The 19,771-nt window shown below is 56.3% G+C and carries 19 protein-coding genes; 7 read left to right on the forward strand and 12 right to left on the reverse strand.

Going from position 1 to position 19,771, the window contains the following annotated elements:
• Positions 1-45 precede the first annotated feature (45 nt).
• From ppk2 to C7964_RS06305, 4 genes are all read left to right on the forward strand, one after another.
• Positions 46-915 carry a polyphosphate kinase 2 gene (gene ppk2, locus C7964_RS06290; RefSeq protein ID WP_110278828.1) on the forward strand — a complete coding sequence of 290 codons (870 nt, stop codon included), beginning with the start codon at positions 46-48 and terminating at the stop codon, positions 913-915.
• On the forward strand, positions 908-1,540 hold the full coding sequence (locus C7964_RS06295; RefSeq protein ID WP_110278829.1) for a TetR/AcrR family transcriptional regulator: 633 nt from the start codon (positions 908-910) through the stop codon (positions 1,538-1,540). Before ppk2 ends, C7964_RS06295 begins: the two co-directional genes overlap by 8 nt.
• The gene (locus C7964_RS06300) at positions 1,533-2,051 is read left to right on the forward strand and encodes an acyloxyacyl hydrolase (RefSeq protein ID WP_110278830.1); all 519 of its coding nucleotides are present in this window, start codon (positions 1,533-1,535) and stop codon (positions 2,049-2,051) included. The genes C7964_RS06295 and C7964_RS06300 overlap by 8 nt, the downstream gene beginning before the upstream one ends.
• Positions 2,052-2,567: 516 nt before the next feature.
• Positions 2,568-3,326 (forward strand): YbaY family lipoprotein, encoded by a 759-nt coding sequence (locus tag C7964_RS06305; RefSeq protein WP_110278831.1) that lies wholly within the window; start codon positions 2,568-2,570, stop codon positions 3,324-3,326.
• A 37-nt stretch (positions 3,327-3,363) separates the two neighbouring features.
• On the opposite strand, the gene C7964_RS06310 is transcribed toward C7964_RS06305, so the two are convergent.
• The 5 genes from C7964_RS06310 to C7964_RS06330 form a co-directional block, all read right to left on the reverse strand.
• Positions 3,364-5,034: an alpha/beta hydrolase gene (locus C7964_RS06310; protein WP_110278832.1), complete on the reverse strand. Its 1,671-nt coding sequence runs from the start codon at positions 5,032-5,034 to the stop codon at positions 3,364-3,366.
• Positions 5,035-5,338: 304 nt separating this feature from the next.
• Positions 5,339-6,853: a phospholipase D family protein gene (locus C7964_RS06315; protein ID WP_110278833.1), complete on the reverse strand. Its 1,515-nt coding sequence runs from the start codon at positions 6,851-6,853 to the stop codon at positions 5,339-5,341.
• On the reverse strand, positions 6,850-7,356 hold the full coding sequence (locus C7964_RS06320) for a hypothetical protein (protein WP_110278834.1): 507 nt from the start codon (positions 7,354-7,356) through the stop codon (positions 6,850-6,852). The genes C7964_RS06315 and C7964_RS06320 overlap by 4 nt, the downstream gene beginning before the upstream one ends.
• A gap of 382 nt (positions 7,357-7,738) precedes the next feature.
• Complete coding sequence (locus tag C7964_RS06325) at positions 7,739-9,034, reverse strand: serine hydrolase domain-containing protein (RefSeq protein WP_286163809.1); 1,296 nt, start codon at positions 9,032-9,034, stop codon at positions 7,739-7,741.
• 28 nt (positions 9,035-9,062) lie between these two features.
• Complete coding sequence (locus C7964_RS06330; protein ID WP_286163810.1) at positions 9,063-10,451, reverse strand: alginate export family protein; 1,389 nt, start codon at positions 10,449-10,451, stop codon at positions 9,063-9,065.
• A 252-nt stretch (positions 10,452-10,703) separates the two neighbouring features.
• On the opposite strand from C7964_RS06330, the gene C7964_RS06335 reads away from it, so the two are divergent.
• Positions 10,704-11,156, forward strand: a complete 453-nt coding sequence (locus C7964_RS06335) for a helix-turn-helix domain-containing protein (RefSeq protein WP_146214827.1) — start codon at positions 10,704-10,706, stop codon at positions 11,154-11,156.
• A gap of 122 nt (positions 11,157-11,278) precedes the next feature.
• Here C7964_RS06335 and C7964_RS06340 read toward each other — a convergent pair whose 3' ends face one another.
• Together C7964_RS06340 and C7964_RS06345 are read right to left on the reverse strand one after the other, a co-directional pair.
• Positions 11,279-12,313 carry a zinc-dependent alcohol dehydrogenase family protein gene (locus C7964_RS06340; protein WP_110278838.1) on the reverse strand — a complete coding sequence of 345 codons (1,035 nt, stop codon included), beginning with the start codon at positions 12,311-12,313 and terminating at the stop codon, positions 11,279-11,281.
• 54 nt (positions 12,314-12,367) lie between these two features.
• A complete protein-coding gene (locus C7964_RS06345) occupies positions 12,368-13,216 on the reverse strand; it encodes a TauD/TfdA dioxygenase family protein (protein WP_110278839.1) in 849 nt (282 codons plus the stop codon).
• A 149-nt stretch (positions 13,217-13,365) separates the two neighbouring features.
• Here C7964_RS06345 and C7964_RS06350 point away from each other — a divergent pair, with 149 nt between their 5' ends.
• Positions 13,366-14,259 carry a LysR family transcriptional regulator gene (locus tag C7964_RS06350; protein WP_110278840.1) on the forward strand — a complete coding sequence of 298 codons (894 nt, stop codon included), beginning with the start codon at positions 13,366-13,368 and terminating at the stop codon, positions 14,257-14,259.
• Positions 14,260-14,670: 411 nt separating this feature from the next.
• Here C7964_RS06350 and rpsI read toward each other — a convergent pair whose 3' ends face one another.
• From rpsI to C7964_RS06365, 3 genes are all read right to left on the reverse strand, one after another.
• Positions 14,671-15,168 carry a 30S ribosomal protein S9 gene (rpsI, locus tag C7964_RS06355; RefSeq protein WP_110278841.1) on the reverse strand — a complete coding sequence of 166 codons (498 nt, stop codon included), beginning with the start codon at positions 15,166-15,168 and terminating at the stop codon, positions 14,671-14,673.
• Positions 15,168-15,629 carry a 50S ribosomal protein L13 gene (gene rplM / locus C7964_RS06360; protein ID WP_055292774.1) on the reverse strand — a complete coding sequence of 154 codons (462 nt, stop codon included), beginning with the start codon at positions 15,627-15,629 and terminating at the stop codon, positions 15,168-15,170. The genes rpsI and rplM overlap by 1 nt, the downstream gene beginning before the upstream one ends.
• A 144-nt stretch (positions 15,630-15,773) precedes the next feature.
• Positions 15,774-16,193 (reverse strand): PaaI family thioesterase, encoded by a 420-nt coding sequence (locus C7964_RS06365; RefSeq protein ID WP_110278842.1) that lies wholly within the window; start codon positions 16,191-16,193, stop codon positions 15,774-15,776.
• A 15-nt stretch (positions 16,194-16,208) separates the two neighbouring features.
• Between C7964_RS06365 and C7964_RS06370 the strand changes: the two genes are divergently transcribed.
• Positions 16,209-17,027 (forward strand): enoyl-CoA hydratase, encoded by an 819-nt coding sequence (locus C7964_RS06370; RefSeq protein WP_286163874.1) that lies wholly within the window; start codon positions 16,209-16,211, stop codon positions 17,025-17,027.
• Positions 17,028-17,075: 48 nt separating this feature from the next.
• Here C7964_RS06370 and C7964_RS06375 read toward each other — a convergent pair whose 3' ends face one another.
• Positions 17,076-18,545 carry a carboxypeptidase M32 gene (locus C7964_RS06375; RefSeq protein WP_110278844.1) on the reverse strand — a complete coding sequence of 490 codons (1,470 nt, stop codon included), beginning with the start codon at positions 18,543-18,545 and terminating at the stop codon, positions 17,076-17,078.
• Positions 18,546-18,549: 4 nt separating this feature from the next.
• Positions 18,550-19,686, reverse strand: coding sequence for a heme A synthase (gene ctaA, locus C7964_RS06380; RefSeq protein WP_110278845.1), 1,137 nt, complete (start codon positions 19,684-19,686; stop codon positions 18,550-18,552).
• Positions 19,687-19,771 lie beyond the last annotated feature (85 nt).

Raw genomic sequence — 19,771 nt, forward strand, 5'->3', positions numbered from 1 at the left:
GACACAAACCCCCATATATGGCGTGCGAGGTTCGGGAGAGTTTTCATGGATTTACCTTTTGATGGCGGGATCAGCCGCTATTTTACTGAAGATGCTCCTGCGGACGTGCGTGACGCGGTTGTAGCCGCCGACAAGGATGACATCATCAACCCTGCCTTTCCCTATCAGGACCGCTGGAAGCGCAGCGAATACGAGGCCGAACTGGCAGCCCTGCAGATCGAACTGGTCCGGATGCAGGCATGGGCGCGCGAAACGGGACGCCGGATCGCAGTGGTTTTCGAAGGGCGTGACGCAGCCGGAAAAGGTGGCACAATCAAACGCTTGCGCGAGAACCTTAATCCGCGTGGCGCCAAACTGGTCGCACTCTCCAAGCCAACTGACGTGGAAGCCGCGCAATGGTATTTCCAGCGCTACATTGCCCATCTGCCCGCGAAAGGTGAAATCACGATCTTTGACCGCAGCTGGTACAATCGCGGCGTGGTCGAGCATGTTTTCGGCTTTTGCACGCCGGAACAACGTGAACGCTGGTTTGCGCAGGTCCCCGAGTTCGAAGACATGCTGGTCCATGAAGGGATCACACTGGTCAAAATCTGGCTTAATGTCGGGCGTGCCACACAGCTCAAACGCTTTCTCGACCGCGAAAAAGACCCGCTGAAGCAATGGAAGCTCAGCTGGATCGACGTCGAGGGCCTGAGCAAATGGGACGCCTACACAGATGCGATCGCGGAGACGCTTGAGCGGACCCACACGGACTACGCTCCCTGGACGATTGTCCGCTCAGACGACAAGCGCCGCGCACGCGTGCAGGTGATCCGGCATCTCTTGGGCCAGCTTGATTACCCGATGAAGGATGAAACTGCCGTCACCCCCACAGATGACAAGATCCTGGGGGGGCCTGACCTCTGGCATGGCTAAACGCGGGTATCATCATGGCAATCTGCGCGAAGCGCTGATCGACGGCTGTCTGACGCTGATCGAAAAGCGCGGCCCGACGGGGTTTACCCTGTCCGAGGCCGCGCGCGAGGCCGGTGTGACCCCTGCCGCCGTCTACCGCCATTTTGAGGGCCGCGAGGATCTGATCGCGGCGGCAGCGCTGCAAGGCTACGAGATGTTCGGCGATCTGATGGAATACGCCTATGGCGATGGCCAGCCTTCGGCACTCAAAGCTTTCGAAGCCACAGGACGGGCCTATCTGGCCTTTGCGCGCAAATATCCCGGCCACTACATCGCGATGTTCGAGAGCGGCATCTCGACAAACCGCTCATCCGAACTGCATGCCGTCGCCGCCCGCGCGATGGGCGTTCTGGAAAAAGCGGCAGAACAATTGTCAGAACATATTCCGGCCGAAAAGCGCCCGCCGCCCCAGATGTTCAGCGCCCATATCTGGGCCCTGTCACATGGCGTGGTCGAGCTTTTTGCGCGTGCCAGCCCCGGCACCAAGAGCCCCTTTCCCCCCGAAGACCTGCTTGAAACGGGCATCGGCATCTACCTGCGCGGGCTCGGCCTGATCGCACCCGACAGTGAGGACCCAAATGGCTGATAGTACGTTTGCCTGGATTTTTATCATCGTAAGCGCAACCGATACCTACCTGAACGACTGCCAGACCGATTGCTTTCAGCAAAGCGAGGCACGCGCCCGCATCCATGTGCAATATGGCGATACGTACTTTCAGGAAGAGGTGATCGGCGACGAGGTCTTCGTCAGCTACGATCTTCCCAAGCGCATTGGCGCGGTCCAACCGACGGTGGGTGCCAGCCTCACCAGTGACAATGATCTGTGGTTCGGTGCCGGTGCCAAATGGTCCAGCGAACGCATCAGCGACAGCCCGATCTATATCGAGGCCTCCGTGATGCCCGGAATATACCTGCAAAGTGACGGCCCCGACCTTGGCTTTCCGCTCCAGTGGCGCGGATCGGTTGGCGCTGGTGTCAAATTCGGTGACGTCGGCAGTCTCTCGGTCTTTCTAGACCACCGCTCGAACGCCAATCTGTCCGAGGTGAACCCAGGGTTAGAGACCGTGGGGGTCAGACTGACCTATCAGTTCGAATAACGATGATGAACGCATACGCATGCGCGACGGTCATTACGACGGCTGCTTGAGGCCAGTTCGGCAGATAATGCATTCAGCTCGAACGGTGGCAATGCGCAGGAAGGGGGCTTTGAAGAGGCGCGATTTGGGCCACCATTCGGTCACTTCGGCCCTTAGCAGCATTTCCTATGCCTTCAACGCTGCACCGCAGCTTCCTGAAAGCAGACCAGATGTTAGTTTTGCAACATTTCTGAGGGTTCGATTCCTGCTCAATGGGACGACGGTCCGGTTCGCTACCCTGTCTTGAAGCCATGACCCAGACTCGACGCAACAACCTGGTTGGCAAATCAGTCTTTGTGGATCAGGCGAGAAAGAGTTCTTGGTCGAAAAAGCCCGCACTTGCACTGTTTGTCTATGGAGTTACACTTTCGACATACTCAGTTCCCGCCACACGCGTTTCTTCGTCCAAGTCACTGGGCAGGAAAATCTGGTTCTGGCGGTCAACGACGAGTGCCCTAAAAGCACAGGAGAGTGGATATGCGGCGAGTCATTCAGAGCCTCACTTTTTTCTTTTGTTTCTTCATGCCGATAAACTTCGCATATGCCCAGACGACCATTGAAGTCGAAGTCTCATATCGGGAGCGCATCGCGCTTCCCCCTCTTGCTGAGCTTCATTTAGAATTGTTTGATGTTTCACGCGCTGATGCAGCAGGGAAAACGCTTGCATCGCAGCGATACCGGATGACTGGCGTACCTATGCAAGTGATGCTGCACTATGATGCGGACCTAATTGACCCGCAGGGCGTGTATTCCTTGGCAGCATCAATCTGGTCTGGCGATGTCCAGATTTTCCGGAGCACTGAAAGATATGATCCTTTGTCGGCTTCCCAGGACGCACCGTTGGAAATGATCCTCTTCGCGGTTGATGAAGCTGAAGCAGCCTCTCCTACCCGGCAGCGTATCTCAGGGGTTGAATGGGCGGTCACCGAAGTTGCAGGTGAACCGTGGTCGAACGAAGACCCTGCAACCCTTATCATTGACGATGAAATGAACTTTGCTCTTTTCGGTGGCTGCAATCGTTTCGTGGGGCGATTACTGCGACTTGATCGCGAGATTTCATTTCCGGCAAATTTTGCAGGAACGATGATGGCTTGCCCCGACGCGGTTGAGACGCTTGAAAGAAGTGTCTTGGAGGCTTTACCGCGCGTGGCCAGCTATGTGCGATACCGGACAGGGCTCGTGTTTATGGATGCAGGTGGCACCGCCATAATGCACTTCACGCAGCGGCCGGAGTAGTTTGCGTTTTTGGCCGGACAATTGCTTTGAAACGCCACTAACGAAGATCATTCGAGCATCCGGACTGAAATCCAAGGTCGCAATGCGCTTTCAGCCGTCTGGTATCGCTATCGGTCCATCCCTCTGGGTTTGTCACCTGTATCCACGGGGCAATGTAGTCCTGCGCGTAATAGGCGTGCCCGTGTCCCGGGGGTGACCCGAACGACAAGGCCATATCAAGCGCAAGCTGAAACTGCGAAACGACGGGCATAAAGATGAAATGCTCGGACATATCTTCGGCTGGCGGATCGCGCATCCAAGGTGGCGCACGCCAGAGTGAAGCAGGATCGTAGAAGACCACCGGATCACTGGAGTACTGCAGGAAGACAATGCGCATCTCCCCCCACCCTGCCACCGCTTCAGATGCATCCGCCGTATGCGATGCATAGCGTATCAATGATCCATCGCCGATCTTGGGCAAAACCCACGGGCTTCCAGTGGCGCGTTGGTTCTGTACGTAGTTCCAGAAATTTGAGGGGAATGGCGGCCCTGCCCAGAAGGCTCCGTCGATTGGGTCATCCAGCAAGCGGAACAGGTTCGTTGCATGCATGGACGACCATGCGCCAAGGCTGAGTCCGTGCGCATAGATACGGGGACGTGAGTTCTTCGGCAGGGTCTTCCAATACCCATGAACCACATCCTGCAAGGCGGTCGCTTGTTCCAGGCCGGTATTGGTTTCAAGAACCAGTGCCAGTGGCGATTGAAGGTATGAATACTGTGCTGCAACCGTGGCGATGTCGCCATTATGCATATATTCAACAGGATCGTGCGAGCCGGGGTCCATCCAACCGGTGCCTGTAGGGCTCGCAATAATCAGAACACTTCGTTCAAAAGCGCCTTGCCGCTTGAGTTCTGCAAGTGCAAGCTCGGCACGCTCCAGAGGTGTTTCGCCGTTCGCCCGGCCGACATAAACACGGATCGGGTCAAGCGCTGGTCGCCCTGTAAACGCCGAAATCGCATCTGCGTCCGGTCCGGAGGTGATGAAGTCGCGCCCCGGCGAACCGATCTCCGACCATTCGATCAGCGAGGCATCGCTACCGGTTTTCCATGCGTCGGTTGGCGCGGGAGGTGCGTCTTCAAACAGGGCTTGTGCTGTCTCATAGCTGATATCAAGTCCTGCAATCACACGATCAAGAATCCCGTCCCGCGTGACCACGACCAAGACAAAAGCAACCACGATCAACCCGACCACATTGGCCCGCCGTGGCGGCATCACGCGATAGAGCCGTGCGCGCACAAGCCGGAAGAAGGATGCAACGATCCGTCCTATGGCAAAGACCAAGGCGAACGTCAGCGCCGCAAAAGCAAGAATTCTGACGAGATTCAGCGCATCAGCGGGTGCCATTCCCATTTTATCGCGCAGGTCGTTTTGCCAAGTCAGGCTTGAACTGAGCACCCACAGGAAGAAAACGACAATCAAAACTGCGGCAAGCAAGGTCACGCCCCGCGCCAGACGCTTCGGCAATCCCGGCATGTCCAAGGCGCGCCACACGAGTGCAATGAATTGCCCCAATAGATAGCCCAAGGCAGTAACCAGTCCGCCCAAAATGCCCTGCACTTCAGGATTCCGCGGAATGAGCGATGGTGTCAGGGAGGCCGCAAAAAACAAAACGCCGATCAAGAAACACGGAATTGAAAAGGGGCCGATCGCCCGCGCAACGAGGTTCATAGTGACGATCTCCCCATAGATATGCCAGCGTTACGGGAATATTGGCCTACTGTACTGCAAATGAACATCTTTAACGACACCAGTATGCGCACAGACCACGTATCATTCCTCCAATCCCGCGGTCCCTGAGAGGTAACTTGGCGTAAACAACCCGTCAGGCCTGGGCGAAGCGGGCAACGATGTATCGCTTCACATTGGTGCCGCGTTGTTTGATTGGCGCGCTGCTAAAGGTTCAGAGCTGGTTGCGGTTGGTACTTATCCTTGGGTGCAATACACTCCGAAATCGTCCATCTCCGCGTGATCGTCAAAGTTGGCTTTCAATCGGCAAGAGGCCCGCGACGGTCGCTATCAATGTTTGCCAAAAGCTTGCCAAAGGCTCACGTGTGAAGACCTCTTGCTGTCGTGTTCCGTCATACCGCCAGATCGCGGCGCCGTTTGAATCTGTCTCATAGCGAAAGGCATAGTCCTTGGCGATCTCGTCAACCCGTTCACGGATACTCAAGGCCAGATCAGGGCTGTCGATCACCATTCCGACCTCGGCATTCTGGCGGATAGATCTGGGATCAAAGTTCGGCGACCCGACAAAAAGATACCGGTCATCCACGATCACAAGCTTGGTGTGCATGGTAAGCGGCGCATCGGCAGAGCCGGTCAGAATTGCAGCATCGGCGCGGGCCTCGATAAATTCAACGCCTGCCGCCGACAACCTGTCACGGTACCGCGCATATGCGCCGTGAACATAGGCATGATTGGTTGAGGCAAGCGAATTCGTCGCAATACGCACACGAACCCCACGCGTCACAAGGTCTTCAAAAAACAACGCGCCGTATTCCTCGGGTACGAAATAGGGTGTCATCACAAGAACATCGTGCTGCGCCAGATTGATGGTTTGCAAGAGGGCGTTGCCAACCGCAAAGGGACCAACCCCGGGAGGTGCGCGCAGTTTGTCCGGATCATCGACGACAACGCGCGCCCTGCCTTCAAAAAGTGGCACGCGTCCCGCCCTTAGATCCGCAAGATAGCCAGATGCGATTGCGCGTTGGTAGATCTTGGCTTCGTCCGTGTCTGCCCTTTCCCTAAAGGCCTGCAGAGCTTGCGCCGCTGGGAAATCGTTTGACGATGCGAACGACGACAGCGACACAGACCACGGATCGTTCCAATAGAGATCAAAGGCGGAAGAGAGTTCGTGCACGGGTTCCCCTGCCACGAAAAGATCAAAATCCGCGAATTCGTGATCTATGCCAATCTGGAAATATTCGTCCGCGTAGTTCCGGCCGCCAATAATCGCGAATGACCCGTCAGTGATAAATGCCTTGTTGTGCATCCGCCGGTTCACGCGTCCGAAATCCAGCAGAAAGTTCACTGCTAAAACGCTGTTCCGCGACAAGGGATTGAAGACGCGGATTTCAACATTGGGATGCGCGTCAAGCGTTGCGATCTGCTCGTCTCTGGCGCTGGTAAAGACATCATCATAAAGCAGCCGAATACGCACGCCACGCTCTGCTGCCTCATAGAGTTTAAGCCAGACCAATGTGCCTGCGATGTCAGGCTTGATCAGGAAAGTCTTGATATCTATCGAGCGTTCGGCAGTTTCTATCATGCCAAGCCGCGCGCCAAGTGCGTCGTTTCCATCGGCCAGCGGCGCAAGAATGACATCCTCCTCACCACCACCCGTCAATCGCGTGGCTGTGAGGGCCGCACGCGTGCCTTCGGGCGAGATTGCGCTAGAAACTTCGCGCTGCACATCAAACGGCACATAGGTGCATGCGATCAGTTGTAGCGCCATTGCCGCATAGAGGAATGAGCGCAACGACTTCAATGGATTGCCAATTTCAGAACAGCGAGAGCCAAGCCCGCCGACCCTGCAAAGACGCCACCCAGAACCGCTGGCATGACGCGTCCGTCGATGACCCAGCCAACCCGCAATCCAAGGATCATCAGCAGCGCCACGCAAAGGCCTTGTGACAGGAAGACAGCAGTCTGCACACTCAGCCACCCCACAGAAGCCGCAAGAAAGAACAACGTAGGCACATTCGCTACCGCCAGCGTGGGACTGCTATGATGCCAAGCTGCATGCCACGCAATTCGCGTTACGCGCTCTTTGGTTTGAAGCGCATGTGCCATCAGTTCGGCAAAGGCTTTTGCCAGCGTGATTGCCAGAACAGACCCAAAAAGGACGACTGCTGTCTTTATCGGCGTATCTGGATGATCACCGGCCGCCAACAGGATACTCAGAACCATGATCGCGCCGTAGATGAGGCCGAATGCCGCTTTGTCCAATCGCTGCAATCCTGATCCTTGTTGTGAAGTATCTACAGTCATCTCCACCTCCTCGACATAAATCTGCGGCCCTGTCTGGGGACACTCTCCTCCGGCCCGGATGGTGTGCGGCAGAAAGTCTTGTGACGATACGCCACCATGTCTTGCGGCGGAACTGGTGATCCCTGTTCGGTTTCATCCATGATCGCATCCGGCGGGCGGTTCACGGCGACGTGCCGGCACGACATTTCTGTTGTCGTGGCGCGCGGTGGTAAATGCCTGCAATGAAGAACATCTGCGTTGGTCGCTTGGGCTGTTCGCGCGATCGCAACGCTGAAACGCCACCAAACGGTGATTGGCCTGATAACTGCGCGCAGGCGAAATGGGCCCGCGCGCTTTTTGGCAATGTTTAACAAGCTGCCATGACTTTCGGCAACTGGCGCCATTACTCCTGCGACATCAAGAATTCGGCGACAGCTTGGTAGGCCGGCAGCGAGGTCGGGTCGATCAGCCCATTCGGCGCTTGCGGGAAAGAGGACAAACGCACCAGCACCATCTCTGCAGTCGGGTCAACATAGATCGTCTGACCGTGCACACCGCGTGCGGCATAGGCACCATGGTCATTATGAAAAACCCACCACTGGCTGGTATAGCTGCCCGCACCAAAAGTCGGGAAGCCTGTGCCAAACTTGGAGCGGTCGCCACCGGCGCTGATGTTTTGCGCAACTTCAGCAGGGAACAGCCGCTCTCCGTTCAGCTCACCCTCATTCAGCATCAACTGGCCCAGCCGGCCAAGATCCCGCAGACCTGCGGAAATTCCGCCGCCAGCAAAGGGTACACCCTTGCCGTCGACCAACTGATACGCGTCCTGTTCAACACCCATCCGGCGCCACAGCCGTTCAGACGCAAGCTCGGTCACGGATTTTCCCGACACGTGGCTGATGATCCAACCCAGCATGTCGGAATTGATTGTCTTGTAGTGGAACTCATCGCCATGGTTTCCCTCGGGTTCAACCTGCTGCAGGTATTCCCAATATCCATTGGGCCCTTCATAATCTGCTGGCTTGGGCAGCGGGCTAGCGGCGGCGGAATAGACCCAGATATCAGCATTTGGATCGGAATAGTTCTCGGAATATTTCACGCCTGTGGTCATATCCATGACCTGACGGACCGTGGCCGACGCAAAAGCACTGTCTCCAATCTCGGGAATGACGTCGCTGACCAATGCGGTGTCATCAAGCGTGCCTTCGACTACCATGATCTCAGCCAAAAGACCGGTAAATGACTTGGTCATCGACATGATCGCGTGCTTGCCGTCCTCTTCGAGGCATCCGAAGTAGCGCTCGTAAACGACCTCACCTTTGTGCAGGATCAACATACCGTCGGTGTAGTTGGCGTAGAGCGACTCTTCCCAGGTCATTTCGGTGTCGCTGTTCTGCGGCGTGAATGTCAGCGCATCAATCTGCGCGCGCATATCGGCAAAATCGGATGGCGACGGATAGGTCAGCGGCACAGGCGCGCCAATACCGCGGCTGATTTCCTCAGAGGGCAGGAATTCGCGCAAGTGGCAGACCGACCAGCGCAGCCTTGGGAAACTGAAGTAGACACTGTCAGGTTGCGTAATCATCTTGTCGTCAGGCGGCGGGAAGCCTTGCATCCAGCCCATCACGTTTGGATCAGATTCTTGCGCACTCAGGGGTGTGCTTTGCGCAAATGCACCCGTTGAAGACATTGCGGCCATTGCTACCCCCGCTGCCAATCCAATGAGTTTAGTAGTTGAAGACAACATTGATGAATACTCCTGTCCAAGTTGGTGCGTCATTGCCGGCCACATTCTTAATGCCTTCGCCCGGGAAAGAGGCCGAAATTCCCGACGTTAGAAAAGTATTGGGATTGATGATGCGGCTGTATTCAAGGAAGACATCATCCGCGAGGTGTGCGTCTGTGACGCCAACGACGACACTCCCAGTTTCATCAACCCGGGTTGCCTGACCAAATTGGACGGGGCTATTGAGTTCATTGGCGCGAATATGGGCATAGCGAAGTGTCAGCGTATCCATCGGACTGGGCTGGACCCGCAGCGTGAGCGCGTGCGCATTTACGTTGGAGTTGATGAACGTGGATGCAGACTTTGATCCCGTAGCCCATGCACTCGGGCTCCCCTGATAGAACAATGGATCAAACCGCTCAAGCTCTGGTGTCTCCGGATCATCACCCGAGAAGGACTGATAGCTGTAGGTCAGTGAGGGCGACCACGGCAATTCTTGCCATGCATATCCCGCGGTGACGCGGCCCGCCCATGCTTCGAGATCAATTGCATCATTGCGTTCGATGGCTATATCGCCGGTAAATGTCCAGTTCTCCAACACACCTGAAAAAGGATCTGTCTTGCCATATACATTTAAGGCAGTCGTGCCTTCGCGCGCGCCATCGATCACACTCGGTGGGGCCGAGCCAGGGTTTGCTTGCGGATAGGGTGACTCTGAATTCAGTACTTCGACAAACGTCGCGCCGAGGTATCCGCCCTGTGGACCTGCATATCGCAGATCAATACCAGCGATCTCGTTGTTTGCGTCTTTCGACGGCATCTCGTTGGGGTCCAGATAAAAGGCCGTTCCCGTAAGGCTTCCTTGGGACAGCCGCGCGATCGCCGCACTTTCCCAAGCCTTGCGCGGGCCAAATTTCAGGGCCCCCCGTTCGAAACCGCTGGTCGCGCCGTTTGCAACCAGCATTCCCGTGCCCAAAACCAATTCACGCGGACCCAAAGAAACGTCATAGGACATCCCGTTCGCCAGATCACCACGCAAGGCCAGATAGGCCTCTTCGAGCGTTGTGGCCCCTGTATCGCCCGTGTCAAACGCATCAGTGCCCAGCGTATATGACGCAACCGCTGACAATTTTCCGTAGAGCGTTGCACCTGTCTCGAGCGCATATTCAAAACTCACGCCGGGTTTGATATAGGTCTCCAGCCATTCGGTATTTGGTTCAAACGGGGCGGTCGGCGCTGTTACGCCAGCAAGGTCCCAAAACAGCTCTTTTTCCACCGCAGCATTCAGTCCGAACTGAAAATGAGTGCGGACTTCCAGTCCGTCGGCGCTGTGCAAGAGCATGGGATCACTGTCTTCTGCTCGCGTTGCAGTCGCGGCGAGCGTTGCCATAACAGCCAATGTCGCTGTCAAATTTGCCGATGAGGAATTGTGAGAGCTTCTGGCACGCAAACGCCCGACCGGTCCCGAAACCCAAAATGATATTGAGCCGCCATCAATGTTACGAAAGAACATCATGTCTGCCGTCCCCCCCCCCCCCGAAGCACCGCATATTCCAAATGATAAGCGGCCCCGCTTGACATGCAACAGAGTTCGCGCCCAAAATGGGCGTCCGCGCGCATATACAAACGAGGCGATTAATAATTGGGCAATAGTCAGTTTATCCGAAACAATTTCGACAAGATTTGGCCTGTGCACCTTGCCGGCTTTACCAAGCTGCTCATCCAGCTACGTGAGCGCTTCGATGGTGATCTGGACCTGATGCTAGTGCTTGCCGTGATCGGAGGCCGGACTCGGCCGGAAATATGGAAGCCTCAGTTGGTGTCGGCTGAGGAAATGACCAGCAGTGACAGTAGCTATTCCAGCCAATATCCAATCAACATCCAGTCAGTTGCTGAGTTTTCGGGAATTCCCCGTGAGACCGTCCGTCGAAAAGTTGGCATTCTGCAAGACAAAGGCTGGGTGATACGCGATAGAGATGGGCGACTTTCGGTAACCGACACTGCCGCAATGGGACTTGCCTCCGAAACAGACTCGACAATTGCCTATCTCGCCGCTCTACGGACCGTGTTCGATGGCGAGGACGATATCAAATAGTCGCCATAGCGGCGAAAGGGCCATTTTCCCGATTTCCACGCAAGCAATTTGACCTAATGTCGCGCAACAACAGCCTACAAGCGGTGTCCGGCTTTTGCGCCGGAACCTTTGGACTGTCACATCTAGTGCTGGAAATCCGTAATGACCGCAGTTCCCGGAGACGTTGGACCTTTCATTGAGCGCAACTCATCGGTCGCGCCGGACAGAGAAATCTCTCTTGCAACCATCGGGCTTATGTCCACATCCCCACGCTCAATCATGCCCAAAAGATCCGGGTATTTCCAAGACGGCATCCCGCGTGTCCCGAAAAACGCAAGTTGCTTTGAATAGATGGCACGCATGTTCACTTCCATAAAACCGCTGCCAGACGGCATGCCAATCTGAACGTGCCGCCCAAGGGTGCCAAGACATTCCACTGACGCGTTCGTGGTCGCCGCGATCCCGAGCGCTTCCAGTGAGACCTGCGCGCCGCCACCAGTAATATCATGAATTGCCGTCGCGGCATCAACCTTCGCTGCATTCACGGTAGCGTCCGCGCCATGTTGCATGGCGTGATCCAATTTTTCGTCAACAATATCGACGACCACGACCCGCGCCCCTAGCATCTTGGCCAAGAGCAATGCCGAAAGGCCGATCCCGCCTGTTCCGTGAATGGCCACCCATTCTCCTGCCCTTACATTTGCCCGATCCGTGAGGGCGTGCCATGCGGTTGTCACGCGACAGCCAAGACCTGCCGCAAGTGCGGGTGATATTGTCTCGGGAAGATGAACGAGGTTGTGGTCGAACGGTACGGCTACGTACTCGGCATAAGCGCCAGGTGTGCCAAACCCGGGAACAATTTGGTGGGCGCAGGTGTTTGACACGCCAGTATAGCAGGCAGCACAGCTACCGCAGCCAAGAATAAAGGGCGCGATCAGGCGGTCGCCGATTTTATGCCGTGCATTTGGTCCTGCCTCGACAACTGTCCCGCAGTATTCGTGCCCGAGGATTGAACCGTTCTGGACCTTGGGGTGCGTACCTGTCCACCCGTGATAATCAGAGCGACAGACGCCGCAAGCAGCAACCTCGAGCACAACACCATTATCTGGGCATACCGGATCATCTACCTTTTCAATTGAGAGATCATCGTTGAAGTCTCTTACCACTGCCGCGCGCATCATGTTGTCCTTGCTACTTGTGGATTGTCTGCCTGACCGTAAGTCCGGCGATCCCTATCTGGGCCGGTCACCCTTGACGGTGACGCGGCGTCCCTTTCGTTCCGCCGGCCAATAGTCCCAAATCGCGCGGTGCATGCAACACCGATTATCCCAGAATGCCATGTCGTTCAGTGTCCAGCGAAAGCGGATCTGATAATTTATATGCTCTGCATGCTCAAACAGCAGGGCAAGCAAGGCTTCGCTCTCACGATCCGACAACCCCAGGATCTTTGTTGTGAAAGTACGGTTCACAAACAACGACTTCCTGCCCGTATCGGGATGGGTCCGGACGATCGGGTGCACGGCCTGCGGGCAGTCGATGTCAGCGTCCTGCCTACCGCGATCACTATACCTGCCCTTGTAGATATGCTCAGAGCTATGAAGTGCAGACAGGCCCTCTAGCATTGATTTGATCGGCTCTGACAGGTCGTCGTAGGCCGCGTACATATCGCTGAACATCGTGTCGCCGCCACACGGCGGTGCGATATGGATTTGAAGCATCGTTCCAAGCGGCGGAGTTTCGTCGCACGAAACGTCAGAGTGCCAGAATTCGCCATTCGCAATTTTGGAGTCTTTCGTTGCATGGATCTCGAAAATCTCTGGATGGCCAACCATGGTGGGTGCTGCCGGGTGTGCATGCAATGGACCAAATAGCTTGCCAAACTTCACGTGTTGCTCCGGTGGAATTTCCTTCTGGTCTTTGAAAAACAGGACCTGATATTTCAGGAAAGCGTCCTGGATTTCAGCGAACTGATCGTCTGGGACGTCCTGACTGAGATCAACACCATAAATCTCTGCACCAAGGTTTGGGCAAAAAGGTTTTGCAACGATCAGTTTGTAGTCATTTGTTTTCGGGGCAACCATAACAACTCCAGTTTTCTCGGTCGGAAATTATTGAATTGCGCCCAGCATAGACATGAACATTATTTGATAAAAACGATAACATTTTGACTTATACTTAAGAAATATTTTACAATTATTATAGTATGTCACTGTCAGGGAGGCGCACAGACATGAGCATGCGCGCACTCCGCACGCTTATCTCAATTCACCGGCATGGTAGTTTTCGTGCCGCTGCCGAGGCTGAAAACCTGACTGCGGCAGCCGTCAGTCAACAGATGCGCAATCTAGAGGCGTCATGGCAACTCGCGCTGTTTGAAAGGTCCCATAGATCGCCAAAGTTCACGCCAACCGGCCTCGCCTTGGTTGAAGAGGCCGAAGCCATCGTCGCGGTCTATGACGGCCTCGCTGACAAGGTTCGCTCTGGTGCTGAAGTTGCTGGTGAACTGATCTTGGGCGCAGTCCCAACCACCTTAACTGGTCTGGTACCGCTTGCTCTGACTCAACTCAAGATGTCGCACCCCGGCATTCGGGTCCGGGTTGTGCCTGGCCTGTCCAATCAGCTCTTGTTGCAAATTGAACGCGGACAGATTCATGCCGCCGTCATTTCCAAGCCGGATCTGCTACCAAGATCTTTACGCTTTTCCAAAATTGCTGCCGAAGATCTGGTCCTGCTCGTGACCGAAAGCACGGAAAAATTGCCCGTGCTTGAATTACTGCAATCCCAACCATTCATTCGCTTTAATCGGGATGCGGTTGTGGGACGGCAAATTGAAGGTTGGCTGCAGGCGAACGGGATAGCCGTGAATGACGTGATGGAACTGGAAGGGCTTGAAGCCATTTCCAGCATGGTCGCAGCCGGACTCGGCATTTCCATCGTGCCAAATAGATGCATCATCGAAAGCGACCATCTTCCCCTGGAAAGGCTACATTTGGGGGATGATGTTCCAAGCCGGTTGCTTGGACTTGTCAGTCGCGCAGACTCGCCCAAGGCCATGGTCATTCAAGCAGCAGAGACTGCACTGCTAAAGGCCGTTTCGATTGGAGAATTCCATCTTGGATCATAAGCCTGATCAGATAGGGTATATGATGAGAAAGGGACGCTTTGAAAGACCGCGCTTCGTTCTAGCAACCTTTCACCAGTCGCTTCAAACGGACGGGGTATTTTGAGGAATACTATCAATTCTTTCAAACTGGCAATTGAAAGAACACAGTGCTGTTTTGCCTAAAGCGGATACTCGACCGGTTGAAGTTCTATAAGGTTCGGCTTTCCAACAAATGAAACCTTTGGCGAGAACGGATCATAAACTTTGCATCTTCGGCGAATGTCGGCGTTCAGCCTTGGGCTGCGAGCAGTCATTTGACCATCAGAAACGAACGGCAGCTGGCTCGCAAAGCGGACCTAGTTCCAAATCGCAGCTCAGATGCAAAAAGGGCGGCCCCAAGGACCGCCCTTTCGTATCTCTGCCGTCCAGCGATTAACGCTTGGAGAACTGGAAGCTCTTACGGGCTTTCGCTTTACCGTACTTCTTACGCTCAACCACACGGCTGTCGCGTGTCAGGAAGCCAGCGGCCTTGAGTGCGGCGCGCAGGGTCGGATCATAAAGCTGAAGGGCTTTGGACACACCGTGCTTGACCGCACCGGCCTGACCGGACAGGCCGCCACCGGCAACAGTTGCCATCACGTCGAACTGGTCAACAACACCGGCAACCTGAAAAGGCTGGCGCAGGATCATCTGCAGAACGGGACGCGCGAAATAGGCGTCCATGGCTTTGCCGTTGACTGTGACCTTGCCGGAACCGGGCTTGATCCAGACGCGGGCAACCGCATCTTTGCGCTTGCCTGTCGCATAGGAACGTCCCAGATGGTCGCGCACGGGCTCACGTGTGACAGTTGCTTCGACCGCTGCAGCTGGTGCCTCGGCACCTGTTGCAACTTGGCCCAGCTCTTCGAGCGAGTTTACTTGATCGGCCATTATGCAGTCCTCGTGTTCTTTTTGTTCATGGACTTCACGTCCAGAACTTCGGGCTTCTGGGCTTCCATACCGTGCTCAGCGCCTGCAAAAACGCGCAGGTGGGTCATCTGCTGACGGGACAGTTTGCCACCGGGCAGCATGCGCTGAACGGCTTTCATGATGACGCGCTCGGGATGCGCACCTTCAAGGATCTCTGCCTTTGTCTTGGACTTGATGCCGCCGGGGTGACCGGTGTGCCAGTAGTACTTCTCATCACGCTTGTTACCAGTCATCTGGATTTTCTCGGCGTTGATGACAATCACGTTGTCGCCCATATCCATGTGCGGTGTGAAAGAAGGCTTGTGCTTGCCGCGCAAGCGCATTGCGATGATCGAGGCAAGACGACCCAGAACAACGCCTTCAGCGTCGATCAGGATCCATTTCTTGTCGATATCCGCAGGAGTTGCGGTAAAGGTTTTCATATTCCACCAAAAGTTTGGAGTGGCTCACGCCACGTGTCATTCGATTGGGGCGTTATAAACGGAGCCCGCGCGCAGTCAAGCACGTTCATCACGATAAAATCTTTGCAAATCAATGGCTTGCAATTTAGGTATCTATTTACCCCATTACTTTGGCGGGATGGCATATGTCAGCGTGGCGCGTGCGACGGGCGCCTCCTGCCCTGCACTATAGATCATGGCATCCCCCACAGCCAGAACACGGCCCAGTTTATGCATCCGCGCGATGCAGTACAAATCCGCCCCCGCAGCCGGTTTGCGCATGAAATCAATGCTGCAATTGGTTGTAACCGCCAAGGCCACTGGCCCGATCCGCGACAAAATCGCCAGATAAACCGCCACATCCGCGAGCATGAACATCGTCGGCCCCGATACCGTGCCACCCGGGCGCAAATGCTTGTCTTGCACCGCCAGCCGCACGGTGAGCCCGTCTTCTGCAAGATCGGTCACCTCAATTTCGCCGGCAACCTGCGGAAAGGCTTCAACCAGAAAGGATTGAAGTCCCGGAATATCCATCTTGTGTTCCATATCGCCTTCCGCTGCATTACGCTCCGCCCAAGCAACACCGAAAGGAACAAAATGACAATCCTGCTTCGCGAAGACACAGGCCATATCGCCACCCTGACGATGAACGCGCCCGAGCGTCTGAATGCCCTTTCAGATGCGATGCTGGCCGCGCTGCACGGGGCGTTTGATCAGATCGCAGAGGACAGCAGCATTCACGCCGTGATCCTGCGGGGGTCCGGCAAAGCGTTCTGCGCGGGCCATGACCTCAAGGAAATGCAGGCCGGACGGCAATCGCCCGATGGGGGTGCGGCCTATTTCAAGGACCTCTTCGATCGTTGTGCCGCGATGATGCAGCGTATTCAGTCCATGCCCCAACCCGTCATCGCCCAGGTCCATGGCATCGCCACGGCGGCCGGTTGCCAGCTTGTGGCAACCTGCGATCTGGCTGTGGCCTCTGACGATACGCGTTTTGGCGTCAATGGCGTGAATATCGGCCTGTTCTGCTCCACCCCCATGGTGGCCCTGACCCGCAATATCCACCGTAAAGCTGCTTTTGAAATGCTGACAACAGGCCGTTTTATCAACACCCGCGAGGCACAGGACCTCGGCCTGATCAACCGGGCGGTCCACACCGATGCATTGGAACGCGACGCCCAAGAGCTTGCCCAGGCCATCGCCAAGAAACTGCCCTCGGCGGTCAAGATCGGCAAACAGGCCTTTTATGCGCAGGCCCAGATGACAACGGCAGAGGCCTACGCCTATACCGGCGATGTCATGGTGCAGAACATGCTGGTCGACGACACCAACGAAGGCATCAACGCCTTTCTGGAAAAGCGCGATCCGAACTGGTCCTAACCTGCGTTATTACTGGCCCGAAAATATCCCCGCCGGAGGCTCCGACACCTACAGCCGGTAGATCGCGCTGAATTTCTCTTCCAGATAGTCCAGCAAAGGCGCCTCGCTGGGCGCTGTGCCGGTTGCATGGGTGATCGTCTCAACCGGCGTGCGCAGCCCGCCATACTGTTGCAGGTTCGCGCGCAGCCAATCCGTTGCATTCGATGTATCGCCGCGCGCCAGATCTGCATCCAGATCAGGCACCGCATCACGCAACGCCACATGCAGAGAGCCTGCATAGACATTGCCCAGTGTATAGGTCGGGAAATAGCCAAAAAGCCCCTCGGACCAGTGCACATCCTGCAAGACACCGTTTGACGGTTTGTCGACCGGATAGCCGAAATCCGCCTGAAAGCGGTCGTTCCATGCGGCTTCCAGATCAGTCACAGCCAGATCCCCCGCAATCAGCGCGCGTTCCAGATCAAAGCGCAGCAACACATGCAGATTATACTGCACCTCGTCGGCTTCGGTGCGGATAAACCCGTCATGGACGCGGTTGACAGTGGCATAAAAGGTCTCTTCGTCGGCCACCCCGAAATCACCGAATGCATCGCGCATTTGCCCGAAAAGCCAGCCCGTATAGGCGCGGCTGCGCCCAAGCTGGTTCTCGTAAATCCGGCTTTGGCTTTCATGCACGCCCATCGACACACCGCGCCCCAAAGGGGTGAGCAGATGCGCATCATCAATCCCCTGCTCATATGCGGCATGGCCGACCTCGTGGATGGTGGAATAAAAACAGTTAAATGGATCGGTCGGATTGGTCCGCGTCGTGATCCGTACATCAAGGCCGGAGCCCGACGAGAACGGATGCACCGCCTTGTCAATCCGTCCGTTTGCAAGACCGTAGCCAAAGCTGAGCGCCAGCTTCTCCGACAGCGCCAATTGTGCGGCTTCGTCAAAGTGTGTGCTCAACGGCGCAGGCACCGGTTTGTCCAAAATCGCCGCACGCAGCGCGACAAGACGCGGGCGCAACGCCGCAAACATCGCACTCAGGCGCGCGCCCGTTGCACCCGGTTCGTAATCGTCAAGCAGCGCATCATAGGGGTCGGTATTGCCTGCAACGGCAGCCGCTTCCTCGCGGCGCAGATCAACGACTTTCTGCAACATCGGCAAGAATGCGGCCACGTCCTCCTCGGCGCGTGCACGCGCCCAAACGCGGTGCGCAAGCGACGTGGTTTTCGCAAGCTCCGCTGCCAGACGTGCGGGCACTTTGGCGGTGCGCTCATAATCCCGCCGGATGTGGAGCAGGTTGGCCGCGGCCACATCATCGGTGGCTTGCGCTGTCTCCAGCCATTCCCCGATCCGCGGATCAATCCTGCGGGCATGCAGGATGTTGGCCATCGCTGCATGTTCTTCGGCACGCTGGGGGGTGGCACCATCAGGCATCATGGTTTCCTGATCCCACCCAAGGCGGCCCGCGATCTGTGACAGCGCCTCGGTCTCGCGCTGGAACGCCATCAGCTCGGTATATGCACCCATGGTATCAGGCCCCTTTGATGGTTTGTGGTACAGGATACTGCGCCACAAAACGGCCCCGCAGGATCAGCGCCCAGAGGATCACCGCCACCAGTTGATGCACAATCGCGATCTGCCACGGGGCGGAATACATCACCGTCACAATGCCGATCACGACCTGAAGTGTCATCACCGCCATGATCGCGTTGAAGGTAAAGCGCGTGGTGTCATTGGCCGAACGGCGTGCGCGGATCCAAACGAAGACCGTATAGGCAAAGAGCGCATAGCCCACCATCCGGTGCATGAATTGCACAAGGCCCGCGTCCTCAAAGAAATTGCGCCAAACCGGGGTGAGTGACAAAGGCTCGGGCGGCAGGAACCCGCCCGCCATGAGCGGCCAGTCAGGGAAGGCGCGGCCCGCGTCAATCCCCGCGACCAATGCGCCGAGGATGATTTGCAGGAAAGCAAAACCCACAAGAATACTGCTCAACCGCGCAAGGCTTGCATTCCCGCTGCGGCGCGCTTGCAGCAGATCGGCCTGGCTGCGGCCCAACTGATAGACGTACCACGCGATGAAGCCGAAGATCACGAAAGCCAACCCAAGATGCGTGGCAAGACGGTAGGAGGCCACGTCCAGCATCCCCTCTTCAAGGCCTGACGACACCATCCACCAGCCGATAAAACCCTGCAAGCCACCCAAGGCGCCGATAAACAGCAGCTTGGGCGTCCAGCCCGCGGGGACCTTACGCGAGGCGGCAAAGGCGACAAAGCCCACAGCCCAGACCAGCCCGATAAAGCGGCCCAACTGGCGGTGCCCCCATTCCCACCAGTAGATCACCTTGAACTCGGCCATGGTCATGCCACGGTTCTGCAACTGGTATTCGGGGATCGCACGGTATTTGTCGAATTCAGCCTCCCAGGCGGCCTCGGACATTGGCGGCATGGCCCCTGTCACGGGCTTCCATTCGGTGATCGACAGGCCACTATCGGTCAGACGGGTCAACCCGCCCACGACGATCATCACCACAACCAGACCGAAGAGCGCCATCAACCATGCGCGGATCGCGCGCCGCGCACCCTGCCCTGCACGGTTAATCCCGCCGGGGGCGGCTGTCTGTTTGGGGGTGTCACCGACATCTTCGAATATTGTGCGTTTGGTTGCCATCATCGGTCTCCGCTAGGTGTTACCGGTTAACTAGAACCCGCGTGCGGCGACCGCAAGCGTCAGGGTGCCACATGTAAGGTGGATT

Source organism: Loktanella sp. PT4BL (assembly GCF_003201935.1).
In the GTDB taxonomy this organism is placed as follows: Bacteria; Pseudomonadota; Alphaproteobacteria; order Rhodobacterales; family Rhodobacteraceae; genus Yoonia.

Bases quoted from the DNA above. Each gene is read 5' to 3' on its own strand.
- ppk2 (WP_110278828.1), top strand. From the start codon at position 46: ATGGATTTACCTTTTGATGGCGGGATCAGCCGCTATTTTACTGAAGAT.
- C7964_RS06295 (WP_110278829.1), top strand. From the start codon at position 908: ATGGCTAAACGCGGGTATCATCATGGCAATCTGCGCGAAGCGCTGATC.
- C7964_RS06300 (WP_110278830.1), top strand. From the start codon at position 1,533: ATGGCTGATAGTACGTTTGCCTGGATTTTTATCATCGTAAGCGCAACC.
- C7964_RS06305 (WP_110278831.1), top strand. From the start codon at position 2,568: ATGCGGCGAGTCATTCAGAGCCTCACTTTTTTCTTTTGTTTCTTCATG.
- C7964_RS06310 (WP_110278832.1), bottom strand. From the start codon at position 5,034: ATGAACCTCGTTGCGCGGGCGATCGGCCCCTTTTCAATTCCGTGTTTC.
- C7964_RS06320 (WP_110278834.1), bottom strand. From the start codon at position 7,356: ATGACTGTAGATACTTCACAACAAGGATCAGGATTGCAGCGATTGGAC.
- C7964_RS06325 (WP_286163809.1), bottom strand. From the start codon at position 9,034: ATGGCCGCAATGTCTTCAACGGGTGCATTTGCGCAAAGCACACCCCTG.
- C7964_RS06330 (WP_286163810.1), bottom strand. From the start codon at position 10,451: ATGGCAACGCTCGCCGCGACTGCAACGCGAGCAGAAGACAGTGATCCC.
- C7964_RS06340 (WP_110278838.1), bottom strand. From the start codon at position 12,313: ATGCGCGCGGCAGTGGTAAGAGACTTCAACGATGATCTCTCAATTGAA.
- C7964_RS06345 (WP_110278839.1), bottom strand. From the start codon at position 13,216: ATGGTTGCCCCGAAAACAAATGACTACAAACTGATCGTTGCAAAACCT.
- C7964_RS06350 (WP_110278840.1), top strand. From the start codon at position 13,366: ATGAGCATGCGCGCACTCCGCACGCTTATCTCAATTCACCGGCATGGT.
- rpsI (WP_110278841.1), bottom strand. From the start codon at position 15,168: ATGGCCGATCAAGTAAACTCGCTCGAAGAGCTGGGCCAAGTTGCAACA.
- rplM (WP_055292774.1), bottom strand. From the start codon at position 15,629: ATGAAAACCTTTACCGCAACTCCTGCGGATATCGACAAGAAATGGATC.
- C7964_RS06365 (WP_110278842.1), bottom strand. From the start codon at position 16,193: ATGGAACACAAGATGGATATTCCGGGACTTCAATCCTTTCTGGTTGAA.
- C7964_RS06375 (WP_110278844.1), bottom strand. From the start codon at position 18,545: ATGGGTGCATATACCGAGCTGATGGCGTTCCAGCGCGAGACCGAGGCG.
- ctaA (WP_110278845.1), bottom strand. From the start codon at position 19,686: ATGGCAACCAAACGCACAATATTCGAAGATGTCGGTGACACCCCCAAA.